Here is a 17,487-nt window from a genome sequence, read left to right as displayed (position 1 = left end):
CGGCCCGCCCCCGCCCGCGGCCGGGGCGAGACCCGTGGCCCCCGCCGCCCGCGGGGGGCCCCCCGCCCCCCCCCCCCCCGGCCCGCCCCCCCCCCCCCCCCCGGCGGGGGGGCGGGGGGCCCGGGGCCCCCCCGCCTCCCGTCCGTCGTGGTGGTGGCGTTCCGCGATCAGGCGCGGAAGAAGTCCTGGTACGACGGGTCGCCCACCGGCTGGGCGTGACCGGGCTGCGCGAGCCGCTCCTCGACCATGGCCTGGAGCGCGTCGGGCGGGGTCAGCCCACGGCGGCGCCACTCCATCGGGTTCGCCCGGAGCTGCATCAGGGAGGTGTGGGATCGCATGGTCTCACTCTCCCATCCATTGCCTAGTTTGCCTAACTACATGTCCCATTGCCGCACTCGGGACCACTCCGCTCGGAGACCGGGAACGGCGAACGCCCCGCCACCGGACCGGTGACGGGGCGTTCGTGTCGATCGCTACTTGCGAGGTGCCACCTTCGCGGTCTCGGCGGAGGTCGCCGAGCCGTCCTGGTAGCCCGTCGCCTTCGCCGTCACCTCGACGGAGAAGCGGTGCCCCGCGTCCGTCGTGCCGAGCGTGTAGCGCTGGTCCGTCGCACCCTGCACCGCGACGCCGTCACGGAGCCACTGGTACGAGTACGAGACCTTCTTGCCGTCCCACGAGCCGGGCTTCGCCTTGAGCGTCTTGCCGACCTTCGGGGTGCCGGAGATCGTGACGGCGCTGCCCTCGCGGAGGGTGAGCGTCGGCGCGGTCTGCGCCGCCTGGAGCACGTCGGCCTGGTCGCCCACCGCGTTGCCGAGGTGGAGCAGCAGGACCCGGGCGTTCGTGGCGTCGGCCTGTCGCGTGACCTGCAGCGCGCCCTTGTCCGCGTAGAGCACACCGGTGGTGGTGCCCTGCGCGAAGGTGAGCGCCGGTGCCGACGGGTCGTACGTCGCCGGGTCGGTCTCGTCCACGACGTTGGAGCCGCTGGTGGCGAGGGCCGGGGCGTACGCCGACTCGGTCAGGACCGAGTAGTCGAACGGACCGGTCGCACCGATGGTCGACGCCGACACCGTCAGCACCTTGACGGCGCTGTCGAACGTGTTGACGTCCTGTCCCGCGGTGCCGCCGTTGAGCGGCTGCGCGTCGACCGTCTTGCCCGTCGCGAGGTCCACCGTGGTGGCGAGCGTCGCGTCGACCGTGGCCGACTTGGCGTCGTAGACCAGGTAGTCCGGCTCACCGTCGCGGTCCGTGTCGATGAGGACCTCGACGTTGGTCACCGCGCCGGGGTTCGCGTCGGCACCCGCGGTCTGGACGCCGAAGGCGAGCGTGTCGGACGCCGCGTCGTAGTTCGCGCCGTAGGCCCGGATGTCGGCGGCCTGCAGGGACTGCTTCGCCGAACCGGCGGGCAGCGGCTCCTGCGGGTCGGTCCCGCCCAGGACGAACGGCGCGACGGACGAGTGGTACCCGGTCACGGCGTCGCCCTGGTCGACCGAGCGGCCGGTGAGCGCGAGCTCCGCGGTCGTGGTCGAGCCCGAGAACGCGATGTCCTTGCCGTGCACGGCGCTGACCGGCTTCGGCGCGACGTACGCACCGAGGCGCATCGGGTTCAGCTTCGCGTCGGTCGGCGTGAAGGACACGACACCGGACTCGGCGGCGACGAACTCACGCTGGTAGCCGGACTGCACCGACTCCTGCGTGGGGTCGATGACGCGACGCAGCTGCGTCGGGTCGGCGATCGTGTACGTCAGCTTGACCGTCGCGGTGCCGTGCGCCGGAGCGGTGACCCGCTTCGTGCTCAGCGAGAACGCGACACCCGGCTGGTCCACCTGGGCCTGGTACGCCACGTCGTACGTGTGCGGACGGCCGTCGGTGTTCTGGATCTGCAGGGTGCGGGACTCGGTGGTCTTCCCGCTGACCTCGACGACACCGTACGAGGCGGTGACGAGCTGGTCGTTCTCGATGCTGCGCACCGTGGTGCCCGCGGTGACCGCCTGCAGCGCGTCGACGCGGCCGGTGCCCTGGCGCAGCAGCGTGGCGTTCCGGTCACCCTGACGAACGTCGTGCGTCGCGGTGTTCATCACGGCGGCCTTGACCTGCGGGGCCGTCCACGACGGGTGCGACTGGAACGTCAGCGCGACGATGCCGGCCACGTGCGGGGTCGCCATCGAGGTGCCGCTCATCGACATGCGGCCGTCACCGGTGCCGTTGGCCGCGGAGATCACGTTGACCCCGGGGCCGGCGACGTCCGGCTTGACGATGTCGTCGAACGAGCCGTGCACGCCACGGCTGGTGAACGGGGCGAGCGTGTTCACGTTCGCCTGGTCGGTCGCCAGCTGGAAGCCCTTGAGCTCCTGGGCGAACTGCACGTGCAGGGTCCCGGCCGTCGCGGCGGCCTGGAGGCTCGCAGCACTGTCCGAGGTCAGCTCGGCACCCGGGATGGTCGCGTTCCCCGCGATGCCGGAGTCGAAGCTGGTCACCGTCCCGGCCAGCAGGACGCCGACACCGCCGGCGGCCTGCACGTTGTTGAAGCGCACACCGGAGCCACACTCGAGCGCCCCGTCGGTCCACTTCAGCCAGACGACCTTGCCCTTGACCTTCGCGGCCTCGTCGGCGCTGAACGCTGCGCAGCCGTCGATGTTCGTGGTCGGGACGACGACGTCGCCCTCCACCGGCAGGGTGCCCTGGTAGTTCTGCGAGTACTGCGCACGGTAGGTGCCGGCGACGTCGGACGGCGCGGTGGCCTTGACGCCGTCGAACAGCGACTGCCCGGTGGCGCTCGCGGCGACGGTGAGGGCGCCCTCGGCGTTGCCCGGCGAGCCACCGATGTCGGTGAAGTCGTCGGCGTTGCCCGAGGCGATGACGGGCAGGACACCGCGGGCGGTGAGCGCGTCGATCTTCGCGTTGTCGGGGTCGTCCGGTGCGCCGTAGTCGGAACCGAGCGACAGGTTGAGGACGTTGATGTCCTTGCCCTCGGTCAGGGCCTGGCCGACCCAGTCGAGCGCGGCACCGGTCAGGTCGGTCGAGCCGCCGCCGTCACCGAACACCTTGAGGGCGTAGAGGCCGGCGTCCGGCGCGGTGCCCGGGCCGATCCACATGTCCTGGACGGACTGGTTGGTCAGCTTCGTGTAGTCGCCGCGGAACGTCTTCTTGTCCGCGGTCAGGCCGTAGCCCGCGGCGGTGCCGGACACGTGCGTGCCGTGGTCGCCGCCCTTGCCGTCGATCGGGTTCGCGTCCGGCTTCGGGGTCGGGTCGTAGCCCGCGCTCGAGGAGTCGGCGTTGTAGGTGGGGCCGGCGAAGTCGTAGCCACCGAGGTACTTCTTCGCGTCGAACCAGCTCGGGTCCGGCGCGCTCGTGCTCGCGATGGCCTGCTCGTACGCGGCCGTCGTGCCGGGGCCGCCGAAGTCGGCCTGGGTGTAGTCGAGACCGGTGTCGAGGACGGCGACGTTGACGCCCTTGCCGGTGCGGCCGGTCTGCTGCCACGCGTCGAGCGAGCGCGTGTAGACGTCGCTCGCGGCGTTCTTCGGGCTGACGCCGTCCGCGCCCGGCTGCACCAGGTCGGGGTCGACGCCGCTCGGGGCCTTCGACGCGTCACCCGGGGTCGGGTCGACGATCTTCTTCGGCGTGAGCGGGATGATGCTCTCGACGTCCGACCGGCTGGCGATGTCGCGCAGGGCGTCGACGTCGGCGACGACGGCGACACCGGGGACGGTGTACTCGGTCGAGTACAGCTCCGTCGCCGTCGCGTCGGAACGCTTGACGGCGGCGCGGACGGCGTCGACGGTCGACGTGATCGCCTGCACGCGCTCCTTCGCGGCGGACGACGGCGTCTTCGACTTCGTCAGGTCGCCGCCCTTCGCCTTCGCGTCGACCTCGAGGGCGCCCTGGCCGGTCGTGCGGACGAACGCCGCGACCGTCTTCTGGGGCTTGGCGTCGCGCAGGGGCGCCGCGAGCTTGAGGTCGGCGGCGGAGAGACCGCTCGGCGCGGCGGTCGCTGCGCCGCCCACGGCGAGACCGCCGCACGACAGGGCGACGGCGGCGATGCCGGCGGTCAGGATGCGTGCGACGCGTGACCGCGTGGTGCGCTCCGTGGTGGGTGGTTGCTCGGGTACTGCACGGTTCGGTGTTGCACGTGTCACAGGGCGCACTCCTCGGCTCTGTCCGTGGTGGGAATTCCTGTGAAGTTATGCGTTCGTTCACAGGCGGAACAGTCCGCACTTTGGAGGACTGGCCCTCGTTCGGGGGTACAGCACCTCGTAACTTGCACAGCTGTGTGCACGTTATTACGATGGTGCTCGTGACCACCACCGACCAGCCCGGACGCGCGCCCCGACGGGACGCGACGGCGAACCGGGCCGCCCTGATCGAGGCCGCACGGAGCGTCCTGCAGCAGGACCCCGATGCCTCGCTCGAGACCATCGCGTCCGCCGCGGGCCTGTCGCGCCGTGCGGTCTACGGACACTTCCCCTCCCGCGACGACCTCGTGCGCGAGGTCGTGACCGGCGGCGCCGCACGGATCGCCGGCGCGATGCCGTCGTCGTCCGAGCTCGCCGACCTCCCGCCCGCCGCACGGCTCGCGGCGATCGCCGTGACGCTCTGGGCCGAGGTCTCGCACGTGCGCTCCATGGCCCGCGTCGCCCTGCGCAGCCCGTTCGCCGAGTCCGTGGCCGAGGTGTTCGCGCCGCTGCGGGCACAGGTCCGCACGGCCTGCGCGCTCGGCATCGACGAGGGCTCGATGCGCGACGACGTCGACGCGGACACGCTCGCCCGCCTGGTCGAGGCCGCCTGCATCGCCGTCCTCGACGAGGCCACCCGGTCCGGCACGAGCGACGAAGCCGGTCGCCGCACGGTCGTGCTGTCGGCGCTCGGCACCGCCGGCATCGACTGGCGCACCGCGCTGCTGTCCGAACCCGCCGCACCCGCACCCCGTACCGAGCAGGAGACCCGCGCATGACGCTCGAACTCGACCACGTCGGCATCGGCGACGAGCCCGGCGCCGCGCTGCCCGTCGTGTCCGCCGTCGCCGCCCCTGGTCGCCCCGGTGTCGTCGCCGTCGAGACCGAGCAGGCCCCGGTGCTCGCGTCCCTGATCGCCGGCGGGCGGATGCGTCCCGAGTCCGGGCGGGTGCTGCTCGACGGACACGAGGACCCCGCAGCGGTGCGCGCGGCCTTCGCGCTCGTGGACACCCCGGGCGTCGCCGAACCGTTCCCCGTCATGACGCTCCGGAAGGTCGTGCGCGAGGAACTCGCGTTCGCCGGGCAGCGCCCCTCCCGCGACCACGTCGACACCGTGCTCGACGAGCTCGGCATGCGGGACCACGCCGACACGCACGTGCAGCGGGTCCCGACCGACGTGCGGGTGCGGCTGCTCGTCGAGCTCGCGCTGCTGCGGGACGGGGTCACGGGCATCGTGCTCACCTCGCCCGAGCGGCACGGCGGCGCCGTGGCCGACTGGTTCGCGGTCGTGCGCGACGTCGCCCGGCGCGGCGTCACCGTCGTCCTCGTGACGTCGAAGGCCGCCGCAGCCACCGTCGAGCAGCTGCTCGACACGATCCGCACCGAGGGTCCCGACGACGCGACCTCGACCGACGGAGGCGACCAGGGCCTCCCGTCCGGCCCCTCCGACCCCGAAACTCCCGCAACCGTCCCGACGGAGGCACCCGCGTGACCATCCCCTCGCTCATCCGCGCCGAACTGGCGCGCCTCACCGCCACGCCGCTCGCCCGGCTCGCGTTCGTCGCCCTCATGGTGGTGCCGCTGCTCTACGGCGGCGCGTACCTCTGGGCGAACCGCGACCCGTACGCCAAGCTCGACCAGATCCCGGCCGCGATCGTCGACCAGGACGCCGGCGCGACGCTCGACGGCGACCGGGTCGACTACGGCGAGGACGTCACGAAGGAGGCGATCGACGGCGCCGACTTCAAGTGGACCGAGACGACCGCGGCCGACGCGCGCTCCGGCGTGCGGAACGGCAAGTACGACTTCGTCGTGACGATCCCGCACGACTTCTCCGAGGCCCTGGCGTCGGCGCAGGGCGACGACCCGAAGCGTGCCGAACTCGTCATGACGACCGCGGACACGAACTCGTACCTCGCCTCGACCATCGCGGAGCAGGCCGGCAAGACCATGCGCACGGCCGTCGCCGAGCGGGTCGGCAAGCAGGCGGCGACGACCCTGCTCGTCGGACTCGCCGACGTGCGGGACAGCCTCGGCGACGCCGTCGACGGTGCGGGACAGCTCGCATCGGGGGCGACCACGGCTGCCGACGGCGCGTCCTCGCTCGCGTCCGGCACCTCCGCGCTTTCCGACGGGGCCTCGCAGCTCGCCTCCGGTACCGCCTCGCTGCCCGCGCAGACCGCGCAGCTCGACAGCGGCGCACAGCAGGTCGCGTCCGGGGCCTCGACCCTGGCGTCCGGCCTGCACTCCGCACAGCAGCAGACCGCGTCGCTGCCGGCGCAGACCGCGCAGCTCAACGACGGCGCGCAGCGGGTCGCCGCGGGGAACGCCGCGCTCGCCGAGAAGGTCGACTCGGTCAGCGCCGACGTCGACGCGGTGCAGCCGGTGGACGCCGCCACGGTGCTCGCGCAGATCACCGCGAACCTGCCCGAGGGCGTCACGCTGACCCCCTCGCAGCAGGAGGCGATCACGAAGGCGGTCGGCGACGTGAACACCGCCGGCGCCTCGGCCAAGGAGACCTACGCGTCGACCAAGTCGGCCGTCGACCAGCTCCGCGACGGGTCGGCCCAGGTCGCGGCCGGCACGTCGGCGCTGGCCTCGGCGTCGCCGCAGCTCGCGGACGGCATCGCATCGGCGTCGAGCGGCGCCTCGCAGCTCGCATCCGGCTCGTCGCAGGTCGCCGCAGGCACGTCGACGCTCGCCGCCGCGGCACCGACGCTGTCCTCCGGTGCGGCCTCGCTCGCGGACGGTGCCGCGTCGGCCGCGTCCGGTGCCTCGCAGCTCTCATCGGGTGTCGACCAGCTCGAGGACGGCTCGAAGGAGCTCGCCGCGAAGCTCGACCAGGGACGCACGAGGATCCCGGCGTCGACCGCCGCACAGCGCTCGTCGCAGGCGTCCGTGATCTCGGACCCGGTCAAGGTCGGCGACGACAACGTCGCCGCCGCGTCGAACTACGGCGCCGGCCTCGCACCGTTCTTCATCTCGCTCGCCGCCTGGATCGGCATGTACGCGCTGTTCCTCATCCTCAAGCCGATCTCCAAGCGGGCGATCACCGCCGTGCAGAAGCCGCTGCGCGTGGTGCTCGGCGGCTGGCTCACCCCGGCGCTCCTCGGGGTCGTGCAGATGGCGGCGCTGTTCCTGATCGTGCGGTTCGCGCTCGACCTCGACGTGGTGCACGCCGGGTCGACGGTGGCCGTGATGGTGCTCGCCTCGGCGACCTTCGCGGCGATCATCATGGCGCTCAACGTGCTGCTCGGCTCGGTCGGGCAGTTCCTCGGCCTGGTGCTCATGCTCGTGCAGCTCGTGACCGCCGGCGGGACCTTCCCGTGGCAGACGCTGCCGGGGCCGTTGGCGGCGCTGCACTTCGCGCTCCCGATGACCTACTCCGTCGACGCGATCCGGCAGACGATGTACGGCGGGTCGTTCGCGGCGGTGTGGTCGGACGCGGGGGTGCTCGCGTGCTGGTTGCTCGGCGCGCTGCTCGTGTCGTACGTCGTCACCGCGCGGCAGACCCGCTCGCGGACGCTGCGCGACCTGCGGCCGAGCCTGATCGGGTAGCGCGGGCGGCGCGCGCGCTCGGGCGCGGGCGGCGCGGCGCGGCGCGGGCGGCGCGGCGCGGGCGCCCGGCGCTCGGCGCTCGGCGCTCGGCGCTCGGGGCTCGGGGCTCGGGGCGGCCGTCAGCACAACGAGAAGCACGTCGCACCACGGGATTCCGTGGCGCGACGTGCTTCCAGTGGTGCGCGAGCACCCGGCACCACGCGCCGCCTCCGCGCCACCTCCGCCCCGCGAGCACGCCGGACACCCTGCGCCCGCCCCACCCACCGCACCCCACCGCACCGCACCCCACCGCACCGCACCGCACCCTCGGTCCGCCCCTCATGTCCTGACAACCGCTCGAGTCGGGGCCGCTACGATCGAGGGACACCACGACGGGTCGAGGGAGATCATGGGAGACGGCAGGTCCGCCACCGCAGACGGCAAACCGGCGACCATCTACGACGTCGCCGCCCGCGCAGGGGTCTCGAAGTCCCTCGTCTCGCTCGTGCTCCAGCGCTCCCCGAAGGTCAGCGACCAGCGCCGCGAGGCCGTCCTGCGAGCCATCCAGGAACTCGACTACCGCCCGAGCACCGCGGCCGTGTCCCTCGCCGGCACCCGCAGCCGCACGATCGGCGTCGTGCTCGACGACTTCCGCAACCAGTGGTTCGTCGACCTGCTCACCGGCCTGCGGGAGGCGCTGCAGGACCAGGGGCACCGCCTCGTCGTCGCCGACCGCTTCCTCAACACCGGGCTCGACGCCTCACCCGTCGAGGGCTTCCTGTCCATGCGCGTCGAGGGCATCGTCATCGCCGGCGAGCCCGACACCGACCTCGCGATCCCGGCGAGCATGCCCGTCGTCGTCGCCGGCGGTCGTGCGGTGCTCCCCCGCGCCGACACCGTCGCGAACGACGACCGCGCCGGTGGTCGGATGGCCGCCGAGCACCTGCTCGCGCTCGGCCACACGCGCATCGGCTTCGTCGGTGGGCGCTCGGCTGCGTCCGCTGAGCGGCTCACCGGCCTGGAGGCACGGATCACCTCCGCCACGTCGGCCGCCTCGCTCGCCACCCACGTCATGCCCGTGGAACCCACCGAGGAGGCCGGCGCCGAGGCCGTCGGGCACCTGCTCGACGCCCACCCCGACGTCACCGCGGTGTTCGCCGCGAACGACGTCATGGCGCTCGGTGCGATGTCGGGGCTCGCTGCACGGGGCTTGCGCGTCCCCGAGGACGTGTCGGTGATGGGCTACGACGACACCCCGCTCGCGGCGTCGTCCTACGTCGGCCTCACGAGCATCGACGACCGCAGCGTGGAGATCGGCCGCGGCGCCGGGGAGCGTCTGCTCGCCCGCATCGCCGACCCGACCGCTCCGGCGCAGGAGACCCTGGTCGAGCCCCGGCTCGTCGCCCGCCGCACGACCGCTCCGCGCTGACACGAGCGAGCCCGCGCGCACACGAGACTCGCCTGGGCGGACACGTTCGCGGCCCCGGTGCCGCGAACGTGTCCGTGGAGCCGAGTCTCGTGCGCGGCCCCGCCGGCCCCGCGGCCCCGCCGGCCCGGCGGCCCGGCGGCCCCGCGGCGAGCGCGTCAGTCCGTGGGCAGGACCGCGTGCTGGACGACCCAGGCGTGCATGACGATCGCCGCCGCGGCCGAGGCGTTGATGCTCCGCGTCGACCCGAACTGCGTGATCTCGAGGTGGGCGTCCGCACCCGCGACGGCCTCGTCGGTGAGCCCGGGTCCCTCCTGCCCGAACAGGAACACGCAGCGCTCCGGGATCGCCGCGGTCTCGATGCGCTCGGCACCCGGGGTGTTGTCGATCGCGATGACCGGTCGCCCCTCCTCGTGCATCGCGGCGAGGAACGCCGCGACGTCCGGGTGGTACCGCACGTGCTGGTACCGGTCGGTGACCATCGCCCCGCGCTTGTTCCAGCGCCGCCGACCGATGACGTGCACGGTGCCGGCGAGGAACGCGTTCGCACTCCGCACGATCGACCCGATGTTGAGGTCGTGCTGCCAGTTCTCGATCGCGACGTCGAAGGCGTGCCGGCGGGTGTCGAGCTCGGCGACGATGGCGTCCATCGACCAGTACCGGAAGCGGTCGACGACGTTGCGAGTGTCCCCGGCGGCGAGCAGCTCCGGGTCGAGCCGGGGGTCGTCCGGCCAGGGCTCGGGGTGCGGCCCGACGCCGTTCGTCGTGGCCTCGTGGGTCGGTGGCAGCGTGGGACCGCCCGGCTGCGCCGGTCCCGTCGACGGGACCACGGGGTCGGACGGGAGGCGCTCGGTCACGTGACCAGCGTAGGGCGCGTGCCCCGCGCCTCCCGTCCGGCGACCGCCGTCAGCCGCCGGTCGCGAGGAGTCAGTACGACGTCGGGTACGTGACCGACGGCTCGGACATCGCGACCGCGACGAGCGCGATGAAGAGCACGGCGTAGAAGACCGTGATCACCCCGCCGACGATGACCGCGGCGAGCGCCAGGCCACGGCCGCCCTCGTCACGCTTCTTCGCCTGGGACATCGCGACGAAGCCGAGGACGAACCCGACGATCGGCGCGACGAACGCCGCCACGAGCGCGATGATCGCGAGGGTGTTCGTGCGCTGCGGGGCGGCCGGCGCCGTTGCGTACTGCTGGTTCGGGTGCTGCTGGGGCTGGACGTTCTGTTCTGACACGGCTGACGAGCCTAGGAGCGCCGCGTTTTCGTGGAGAAGTGCCAATCTTCGTCCGGCCTCAGGTCGTGCCGGGGCGCAGGAAGTCCTCGGCGTCGTCACCGCTGCCGGTCGTCGTGAAGATGCGCTTGCGGTCGCCGGGGCGGGCCGGGTCGTGGAGCACGGTCACCGTCCCACCGAGCACCGGAGCGGTGCCGTGGGTGAAGCCCTCGGTCCGCTCGACCCAGCGCCGGACGCCGTGCAGGTCCACGAACGAGAACGTCCACCGCAGCAGCGTGCGCGACGCGTCCGGGGTCGTACCGCCGCTGATCGCGGTGACCTCGCCCGTCGTGCGACGGCCGTTCGCCAGCACGTCCGTGAGCCGGGCGCGCCGGTTCCCACGGCCGATCCGCGTGGCACCGCCGGCCACGAGCGCGAGGACGGTCACGACGGTGAGGAGCCCCGGCAGCCACCACACGGCGGTGTACAGGATCCAGCTGCCGATGCCCCACGTCTCGTCGTGCCCGAACGTCGGGTCGACGGCCACGCCGACACGGTCCGGGGCGGGCCACTGCGTGGTCGTGGCCCACCAGGTGCACGCGGTGGCACCGACGAGCCAGAGCGGCAGCGGCCCGAGCCCGACCAGGTCGGTGGTGCGCCCGGACCAGCGGTGGTTCCACCGCGTGTACACGCCGACGGCCACCAGGGTGCCGACGACCGCGCTCGGGGCCGCCCACAGGTGCGTCTCCGGGTCGGGGCTGTCGGAGAAGATGCTGTTGACCGTCATCATCCGGAAGCGCAGGACGAAGTCCGACACCGCGAGTCCACCGACCACCCCCGCGGCGACGACCAGCAGTGCACCGACGACGGTCATCGTCAGGGCAGGGGTCGAGCCGCGGTACCGGGCCTCGCGTTCGCGGCGTGCCTGCTGCGGGTCGACCGTGCTCACGACGCGACGGTGCCGTGCGTGCGGACGCGGGCCTCGATGCCGGCGGTGATGATCTCGAGGCCCAGGGCGAAGCGGTCGTCGTACGAGTGCTCGCCGAGGATCTCCCCGACCACACGGTGCCGCTCGGGGCGCCCGGCCTCGGAGTCGCCGCGGCCGACCTGCACGCCGGCGTGCCCGACGACGAAGTCGTAGACCACGAAGAACGCGTACATGGCCTCGCGCTCGGGCAGACCCGCCTGCTGCAGGGCCCCGACGACCTTCGCCACGACGGCGTCGGACTCGGTGGAGGCGAGCGGGGCGCGCTGGCTGTGCGACTCGAGCACGAGGGGGTGGGTGCGCATGAGGTCGCGGAAGGTGCAGGCGAAGACGTGGACGACCGAACGCCAGTCGTCCGGCCAGACGAAGGTGGCCGTGAACTCGTCGACGGTACGACGGACGAGCTCGGCGTGCAGGTCGTCGAGGCCGCCGATCGTCCGGTGCACGGTCATCGGTGCGACGCCGAGCTTCGCGCCGAGGGCGCGGAAGGAGAGGCGGTCGAGGCCCTCCTCGTTGGCGATGGCGGTGGCGGCGTCGACCACCTGCTGTCGACTCAGGACGTTGGGGCGACCGCGGCGTCGACGGGGTGCGGCGGCGGTGTCGGCTGCCGGTGCCGTCCCGGTGGGGGCGTCGGTCGCCGGGGTGGCTCCGGTGGGGGCGTCGGCCGCTCCCGCGCCGGTACGGCCGTCGGTCGTGGTGCGCGGCTGGGCGGTGGGGCTGCCGGGGTCGACGAGCACGTTGAGGCCTCCTTGATCCGGTACGTGTCCCGAAAATCGTAGCCCAAAGCCGAACGCCGGTCGGTGTCCGGTCGGCCAGTCCTCCACAGCCGGGTGACCACCGGGTCCGGCGAGCGGCGGCCCCAGTACGCTGGACCCATGGCGACCCGCGACGAAGTCGAGTGCTGGCTGACCGACATGGACGGCGTGCTCGTCCACGAGAACCAGGCCCTGCCGGGCGCTCCCGAGCTCATCCAGCAGTGGTTGGACGAAGGGACCGAGTTCCTCGTCCTGACGAACAACTCGATCTTCACGCCGCGTGACCTCAGCGCCCGGCTGCGGTGGTCGGGGCTCGAGGTCCCCGAGGAACGCATCTGGACGTCGGCGCTCGCCACCGCGGACTTCTGCCGCTCGCAGATGCCCGGGGGCTCCGCGTTCGTGATCGGCGAGGCCGGCATGACGACGGCGCTGCACGAGGCCGGCTTCATCATGACCGAGACCGCGCCCGACTACGTCGTCGTCGGTGAGACCCGCAACTACTCGTTCGAGGCGATCACCAAGGCCGTCCGGCTCATCCGCGACGGCGCCCGGTTCATCGTGACGAACCCCGACGCCACCGGGCCCAGTGCCGAGGGGGTCCTGCCGGCGACCGGGGCCATCGCCGCGATGATCGAGAAGGCCACCGGGAAGCAGCCGTACGTCGTCGGCAAGCCGAACCCGATGATGTTCCGCTCGGCGATGAACCGGATCGGGGCCCACTCCGAGAACACGGGCATGATCGGCGACCGCATGGACACCGACGTGCAGGCGGGCATCGAGGCCGGGCTCCACACCGTCCTGGTGATGACCGGCATCAGCGACCAGGCCGAGATCGACCGGTACCCGTTCCGCCCGAGCGAGGTCATCGCCGGCGTGCACGAGCTCGTCCGCGCGGAGCCGATCGAGGTCGAGCTCTAGCGATCGGTCACCACGGGTCCCGGTGCGCCGACCGGCGAGTCACCACCGGTCCCGGCCTGCGGACCGGCGACCGGAGCAGGCGCGCCGTCGCGCTCAGACCGGGTTCGCCCGGAGCAGCCGCTCCGTCGCGATCATCGCGCCACCGACGACCGCCGGGATCCCCCCGCCGGGGTGCACCGACGCGCCCACCCGCCACAGCCAGGGCCGCCAGCGGTCGTTGTACGAGGGGCGGTGGAACGGCCCGCTCTGCCACGGCGGACGGGCCGCCCCGTAGAGCGCCCCGTGCGGTTCTCCCCCGGTGCCGTAGTACTGCGGGTCGAGGACCACGTGGTCCTCGAGCAGGTCGGTGATAGGTCGGTCGAGACCCAGCGCTGCCGACACCCGGTCGATCTCCCGCCGCACGAAGGGGTGGTCGATCTCGTAGTGCGCGCCGTCCGCGGGTGCGGTCAGCAGCACGCCCACGGTGCCGTGCGGGTTCGGGGAGAGCTCGCCGGCGCGGTAGTGGTTGACGAACACCATCGTGTCCGCCGGCTCGTCGCCCGCTTCGAGGCTCCGGTACAGCGCGTCCGGCTTCGTCGGCAGCACCACGCTGTGCGTCGCGAGGCCCTCGGGCAGCTCCTCGCGCAGCACGCCGTAGAGCGCGACGGCGGAGCAGGACAGGGCTCGGGGGCGGGGGCGGGAGCGCGGGCGGAGCAGCGCGGACATCGCGGACGGACCGGCCGGTCCGGTCAGCGCGGCGAGCCGGTCGGCGTCGAGGGCGCTGACGACCAGGTCGGCGGGGTGGTGTGCGGCCTCGGTGGTGACGCCACCGCGCGCGATGCGGGTGACGGCCTCGCCGGTGCGGACCTCGACGCCGGCGGCATCGGCGAGTCGCTGCAGCGCGAGCACGACCTCGTACACGCCGCCGCGGGGCACCCACGCGCCGGTCTCCGCCATGATCGCCGGCATGCTCGCGTAGAGCGCGGGGGTGCGTGCGGGTGAGACCCCGGCGTTGAGGGTGTGGATCGCGATGATCTCGCGCAGTCCGTCCGGCAGCCAGGACAGGCCGTCGAGGTAGGCGCGCGTGGTGAGCCGCGAGCCGTAGACGGAGAGCAGGCGACGGACGGCCGGCAGGGCCGAGCGGTCGAGCGGGTCGGCGAGCAGGAGCCGCGTGACGTCGTCGGCGAGCGGCGCGTGCAGGTCGGCGAAGCGTCGCCACGCCGGGTACCAGGGGTGGTCGGGCGAGACCGGCAGCGCGGTCTCCTCGACGCCGTGGAAGTACCGGCCGACCTCGGGCATGCGCACCATGTCGAGGTGCCCGTCCTCGCCGGAACGTCCGCCGAGTCGCCGCAGCAGCTCGTCCCACACCGTCGGGAAGGTGACGAGCGACGGCCCGGTGTCGATCCGGTCCGCCCCGAGCTGGATGCGACGGCTCTTGCCGCCGAGCCGGTCCGACGCCTCGAGCAGGGTCACCCGGTGCCCGGCACGGGCGAGCAGGGCGGCGGCGGTGAGGCCACCGATCCCGCCTCCGACGACGACGACACGACTCACCGGGCACCTCCGAGCACGATGGACACCAGGAGCAGCACCCCGGCGAAGGATCCCGCGATGTACGGGAAGGCGACCGACAGGCGGTACAGGCGGTGACCGGTCTCCGGCGACGGGGTACGCAGCAGGCGCACGACGAGGACGCCCGCGATGAGCAGGTTGACGGCGGCCACCGGGATGCTCACCACCGCGAACAACACCGTCGACACCGCCCACCAGGCGCCGCTCCACAGTGCGGTCCCCCGGGGTCCGAGCCGGACCGCGGTCGTGGTGATGCCCGCGTCACGGTCCTCGACGATGTCCTGCACGGCGTCGAAGGCGTGCTTGGCGACGCTCCAGGCCATCAGTCCCAGCGCGGCGGGCCACGTCGGCTCCTCCTCGAGGGCGAACGGCACGATGACCAGCGGCAGCGCGTACGCCGCGTTGCTCAGCGAGTCGAGGTACGGCCGGGCCTTGAAGCGCAGCGGTGGCGCGGAGTAGCAGACGAAGACGACCGCGTAGAGCAGGATCGCGGCGTTCGCGAGCGGCGGCAGCGTCAGCAGGAACGCGACGAGGAACGGCACGTTGACCACGGCGACCGCGCAGACGATGAGCCGGACCTCCGACTGCCGGATCCTGGCACCCTCGATGGACCCCTTGCGCGGGTTCGTCGCGTCGGTGTCCTGGTCGAACACGTCGTTGACGCCGTAGATGAGCAGGTTGAACGGCAGCGTCAGCCAGATCAGGATCGGCAGCGCCCGCAGGTCGAACAGCGCTCCGGTGAGCCACACGGCGACCAGCCCCGAGCCGATCGTGTTGATCCACAGGACCGGACGCGAGACGTGCACCAGTCGGCGCACGGTCGCACCGGCCCCGGACCGCAGGGTCCTGGGCAACTGTCCGGTCCCGTCGGTCACCGGCCCGAGCGTACCCGGCGTCTCCGACCGGCGGCCCGGGTGCGCACCGGCGGACGAGTCAGCCCGGCGGCACCCGCCGGGCCCGGTACCGGAGCGCAGGCGGTCGGGTCAGACGGCGGACGGGAGGCGCGGCTCGTCCCCCTGCACCTCGGGCGCCCCCACGGGCGGCACCGACCGCCACCGGCGCAGCAGGCGGCGGCCCCGGTCGTCCCGCCATGCGACCACGCCGCCGGCGACCACCCCGAGGGCGAGCACCGCGAACGCGAACAGTCCGAGGAGTCCGACGGGCACCATCCGCACCAGGTCCTGCGTCGGCACCGTGGCCGACACCGCGATCGACCCGAAGTCCCAGAAGGCGTGCAGCAGCACGGGCGCGAGCAGGTTCCCGGTGAGCCGGCGGGCGAGGTAGAGCGTCGAGCCGAACGACGCGGCGAAGACGACCTGCACGACGGTCGCACCGACCCCCGCACCGGAGAGGACGTTGAGGAAGTGCAGCAGCCCGAACAGCACGCACGACGCGATCCACACGCCGAACTCGGGCAGCCGCCGCCGGAGCCCGACGAGCAGCACGCCGCGGGTGAGCAGCTCCTCGAACACCCCCACGAACAGGACCCCGACGGCGAGCAGCAGGAAGTACCGCACCGGCTGGGCGCCCCACTCGACGAGCGGGAGCCGGGCGACGCACACGGCTGCGATCAACGCCGGGGCCGTGAGCGTCCACCGGAGTGCCGTCCGACGGCGGTCGGTGGTCGCGATCGGCCACCAGCCCAGCGCGGTGACGTAGACGCAGAGCACGAGCACCGCGATGCCCTCCGGCACCACGAGTGCCCCGAGGACGCCCTCGACGGTCTGGCCGAGCGTGCTGTAGTCGTCGCTCGGCCGCGAGCGCCAGGCGCTGACGGCCGCGAAGGCGACGAGCGGCGCGAGGCCGAGCAGGAGCGACGGGGGCACCGGCCAGCGACGGCGTCGGACGGGTGCGGTGGTGGTCACCCGCCGTTTGTACCATTGACGCATGCGCCTGCCCTCCCTGTCCGTCATGGCCCGGAGTGGACACTGCACCACGGCGGTGTCGTGATGCGCCTGCCCTCCCTGTCCGTCATGGCGGAGGACTACGTGAAGCTCGTGTGGAAGTCGACCGAGCGCGGCGGCGAGGGGCTCGCGACGCGGGACATCGCGGCGGCCCTCGGGGTCTCGGCGTCGACGGTGTCGGGCAACCTCCGGAAGCTCGACCGCGACGGCCTCATCGAGCACACCCCCTACTACGGCGTCGTGCTCACCCCGCTCGGGCAGCAGGTCGCCGTGGCGATGGTCCGTCGCCACCGGCTCATCGAGACGTACCTGGTGCAGCGGCTCGGCTACTCGTGGGACGAGGTCCACACCGAGGCCGAGGCGCTCGAGCACGCGGTGTCCGAGACGTTCCTCGAGCGGGTCGACGCCGACCTCGGCCACCCGACGCACGACCCGCACGGTGACCCGATCCCGGCGACGGACGGGTCGGTCCCGTCGTCGGCCGGCACGCTGCTCGGCTCGGTCGAACCCGGGGCCTGCGGGGTCGTGGACCGGGTGTCGGACGACGACCCGGCCCTGCTCCGGTACTTCGACGAGCTCGGGGTCGCTCTGGGTACGCACCTGCGCGTCGAGCGGGTCCGCGACTACGCGGGTGTGATCGCCGTCAGCCGGCGGGCTCCCGACGGCGAGGAGTCGCTCGTCGACCTGCCGGCCGCAGCCGCCTCCGCCATCTGGCTCGCCCCCGACGCCGACTGACGCCGCGGCCGGGGCCGCCCGCTCGCCGAGCGGGCACTTCCTGACACACTCGGCGGCTCCTGCCGACGGATCCTGCCCGCCCGACGGAACGCACGCGGCATGTCCTGCCCGTTCGATGCGGCTGGTGCCCACGAACGGACGGGAGGCCCGGTTCCAGCCCGCCCCGAGCCTCCCGTCCCACCATTCCCGTCGCACGACATGCCGCTCACCTCCGCCGCCGACGGCACGTCGTGCGACCTGAACGGTCGCCGACGGCAGGTCATGCGACCGGAACGGCCGCCGGCGGCAGGTCGTA

The 17,487-nt window shown here is 73.2% G+C and carries 15 protein-coding genes; 6 read left to right on the top strand and 9 right to left on the bottom strand.

The genetic code is table 11. From position 1 onward, the window contains the following. Window positions 1-167: 167 nt before the first annotated feature. Both ACIQFY_RS14080 and ACIQFY_RS14075 read right to left on the bottom strand, forming a co-directional pair. A complete protein-coding gene (locus ACIQFY_RS14080; protein WP_153257418.1) occupies window positions 168-338 on the bottom strand; it encodes a hypothetical protein in 171 nt (56 codons plus the stop codon). A gap of 135 nt (window positions 339-473) precedes the next feature. Beyond that, window positions 474-4,133, bottom strand: a complete 3,660-nt coding sequence (locus tag ACIQFY_RS14075) for a S8 family serine peptidase (RefSeq protein WP_400340608.1) — start codon at window positions 4,131-4,133, stop codon at window positions 474-476. A 158-nt stretch (window positions 4,134-4,291) separates the two neighbouring features. On the opposite strand from ACIQFY_RS14075, the gene ACIQFY_RS14070 reads away from it, so the two are divergent. From ACIQFY_RS14070 to ACIQFY_RS14055, 4 genes are all read left to right on the top strand, one after another. Continuing rightward, the gene (locus ACIQFY_RS14070; protein ID WP_066657692.1) at window positions 4,292-4,948 is read left to right on the top strand and encodes a TetR/AcrR family transcriptional regulator; all 657 of its coding nucleotides are present in this window, start codon (window positions 4,292-4,294) and stop codon (window positions 4,946-4,948) included. Then, window positions 4,945-5,661 carry a hypothetical protein gene (locus ACIQFY_RS14065; RefSeq protein ID WP_400340606.1) on the top strand — a complete coding sequence of 239 codons (717 nt, stop codon included), beginning with the start codon at window positions 4,945-4,947 and terminating at the stop codon, window positions 5,659-5,661. The genes ACIQFY_RS14070 and ACIQFY_RS14065 overlap by 4 nt, the downstream gene beginning before the upstream one ends. After that, a complete protein-coding gene (locus ACIQFY_RS14060) occupies window positions 5,658-7,727 on the top strand; it encodes a YhgE/Pip family protein (protein WP_400340604.1) in 2,070 nt (689 codons plus the stop codon). Before ACIQFY_RS14065 ends, ACIQFY_RS14060 begins: the two co-directional genes overlap by 4 nt. 388 nt (window positions 7,728-8,115) lie before the next feature. After that, window positions 8,116-9,135, top strand: a complete 1,020-nt coding sequence (locus ACIQFY_RS14055; protein ID WP_400340603.1) for a LacI family DNA-binding transcriptional regulator — start codon at window positions 8,116-8,118, stop codon at window positions 9,133-9,135. 155 nt (window positions 9,136-9,290) lie between these two features. Here ACIQFY_RS14055 and ACIQFY_RS14050 read toward each other — a convergent pair whose 3' ends face one another. The 4 genes from ACIQFY_RS14050 to ACIQFY_RS14035 form a co-directional block, all read right to left on the bottom strand. Continuing rightward, window positions 9,291-9,962, bottom strand: a complete 672-nt coding sequence (locus tag ACIQFY_RS14050; RefSeq protein WP_400340623.1) for a TrmH family RNA methyltransferase — start codon at window positions 9,960-9,962, stop codon at window positions 9,291-9,293. A 97-nt stretch (window positions 9,963-10,059) separates the two neighbouring features. Beyond that, window positions 10,060-10,371: a DUF4190 domain-containing protein gene (locus tag ACIQFY_RS14045; protein ID WP_400340601.1), complete on the bottom strand. Its 312-nt coding sequence runs from the start codon at window positions 10,369-10,371 to the stop codon at window positions 10,060-10,062. A gap of 58 nt (window positions 10,372-10,429) precedes the next feature. Further along, window positions 10,430-11,296, bottom strand: coding sequence for a hypothetical protein (locus tag ACIQFY_RS14040; protein WP_400340600.1), 867 nt, complete (start codon window positions 11,294-11,296; stop codon window positions 10,430-10,432). Continuing rightward, window positions 11,293-12,069 carry a TetR/AcrR family transcriptional regulator gene (locus ACIQFY_RS14035; RefSeq protein ID WP_400340598.1) on the bottom strand — a complete coding sequence of 259 codons (777 nt, stop codon included), beginning with the start codon at window positions 12,067-12,069 and terminating at the stop codon, window positions 11,293-11,295. Before ACIQFY_RS14035 ends, ACIQFY_RS14040 begins: the two co-directional genes overlap by 4 nt. A 138-nt stretch (window positions 12,070-12,207) precedes the next feature. Here ACIQFY_RS14035 and ACIQFY_RS14030 point away from each other — a divergent pair, with 138 nt between their 5' ends. Continuing rightward, window positions 12,208-13,005: an HAD-IIA family hydrolase gene (locus tag ACIQFY_RS14030; RefSeq protein WP_058730132.1), complete on the top strand. Its 798-nt coding sequence runs from the start codon at window positions 12,208-12,210 to the stop codon at window positions 13,003-13,005. Window positions 13,006-13,098: 93 nt separating this feature from the next. Here ACIQFY_RS14030 and ACIQFY_RS14025 read toward each other — a convergent pair whose 3' ends face one another. From ACIQFY_RS14025 to ACIQFY_RS14015, 3 genes are all read right to left on the bottom strand, one after another. Beyond that, the gene (locus ACIQFY_RS14025; RefSeq protein WP_400340596.1) at window positions 13,099-14,535 is read right to left on the bottom strand and encodes a phytoene desaturase family protein; all 1,437 of its coding nucleotides are present in this window, start codon (window positions 14,533-14,535) and stop codon (window positions 13,099-13,101) included. Beyond that, complete coding sequence (locus tag ACIQFY_RS14020; RefSeq protein WP_400340595.1) at window positions 14,532-15,428, bottom strand: UbiA family prenyltransferase; 897 nt, start codon at window positions 15,426-15,428, stop codon at window positions 14,532-14,534. Before ACIQFY_RS14020 ends, ACIQFY_RS14025 begins: the two co-directional genes overlap by 4 nt. A gap of 108 nt (window positions 15,429-15,536) precedes the next feature. Then, on the bottom strand, window positions 15,537-16,418 hold the full coding sequence (locus tag ACIQFY_RS14015; RefSeq protein WP_400340593.1) for a lysostaphin resistance A-like protein: 882 nt from the start codon (window positions 16,416-16,418) through the stop codon (window positions 15,537-15,539). A gap of 84 nt (window positions 16,419-16,502) precedes the next feature. Here ACIQFY_RS14015 and ACIQFY_RS14010 point away from each other — a divergent pair, with 84 nt between their 5' ends. Further along, window positions 16,503-17,192, top strand: coding sequence for a metal-dependent transcriptional regulator (locus tag ACIQFY_RS14010; protein WP_066652032.1), 690 nt, complete (start codon window positions 16,503-16,505; stop codon window positions 17,190-17,192). Window positions 17,193-17,487 lie beyond the last annotated feature (295 nt).

The sequence above is a fragment of the Curtobacterium sp. NPDC092190 genome, from assembly GCF_044755625.1.
In the GTDB taxonomy this organism is placed as follows: Bacteria; Actinomycetota; Actinomycetes; order Actinomycetales; family Microbacteriaceae; genus Curtobacterium.
The sequence above is the reverse complement of the archived record's forward strand: the minus strand, read 5'-3'. Positions and strand labels throughout refer to the sequence as shown.

Coding starts and splice junctions, on each gene's coding strand:
- ACIQFY_RS14080 (WP_153257418.1), bottom strand. CDS start 338: ATGCGATCCCACACCTCCCTGATGCAGCTCCGGGCGAACCCGATGGAG.
- ACIQFY_RS14065 (WP_400340606.1), top strand. CDS start 4,945: ATGACGCTCGAACTCGACCACGTCGGCATCGGCGACGAGCCCGGCGCC.
- ACIQFY_RS14055 (WP_400340603.1), top strand. CDS start 8,116: ATGGGAGACGGCAGGTCCGCCACCGCAGACGGCAAACCGGCGACCATC.
- ACIQFY_RS14030 (WP_058730132.1), top strand. CDS start 12,208: ATGGCGACCCGCGACGAAGTCGAGTGCTGGCTGACCGACATGGACGGC.
- ACIQFY_RS14010 (WP_066652032.1), top strand. CDS start 16,503: ATGCGCCTGCCCTCCCTGTCCGTCATGGCGGAGGACTACGTGAAGCTC.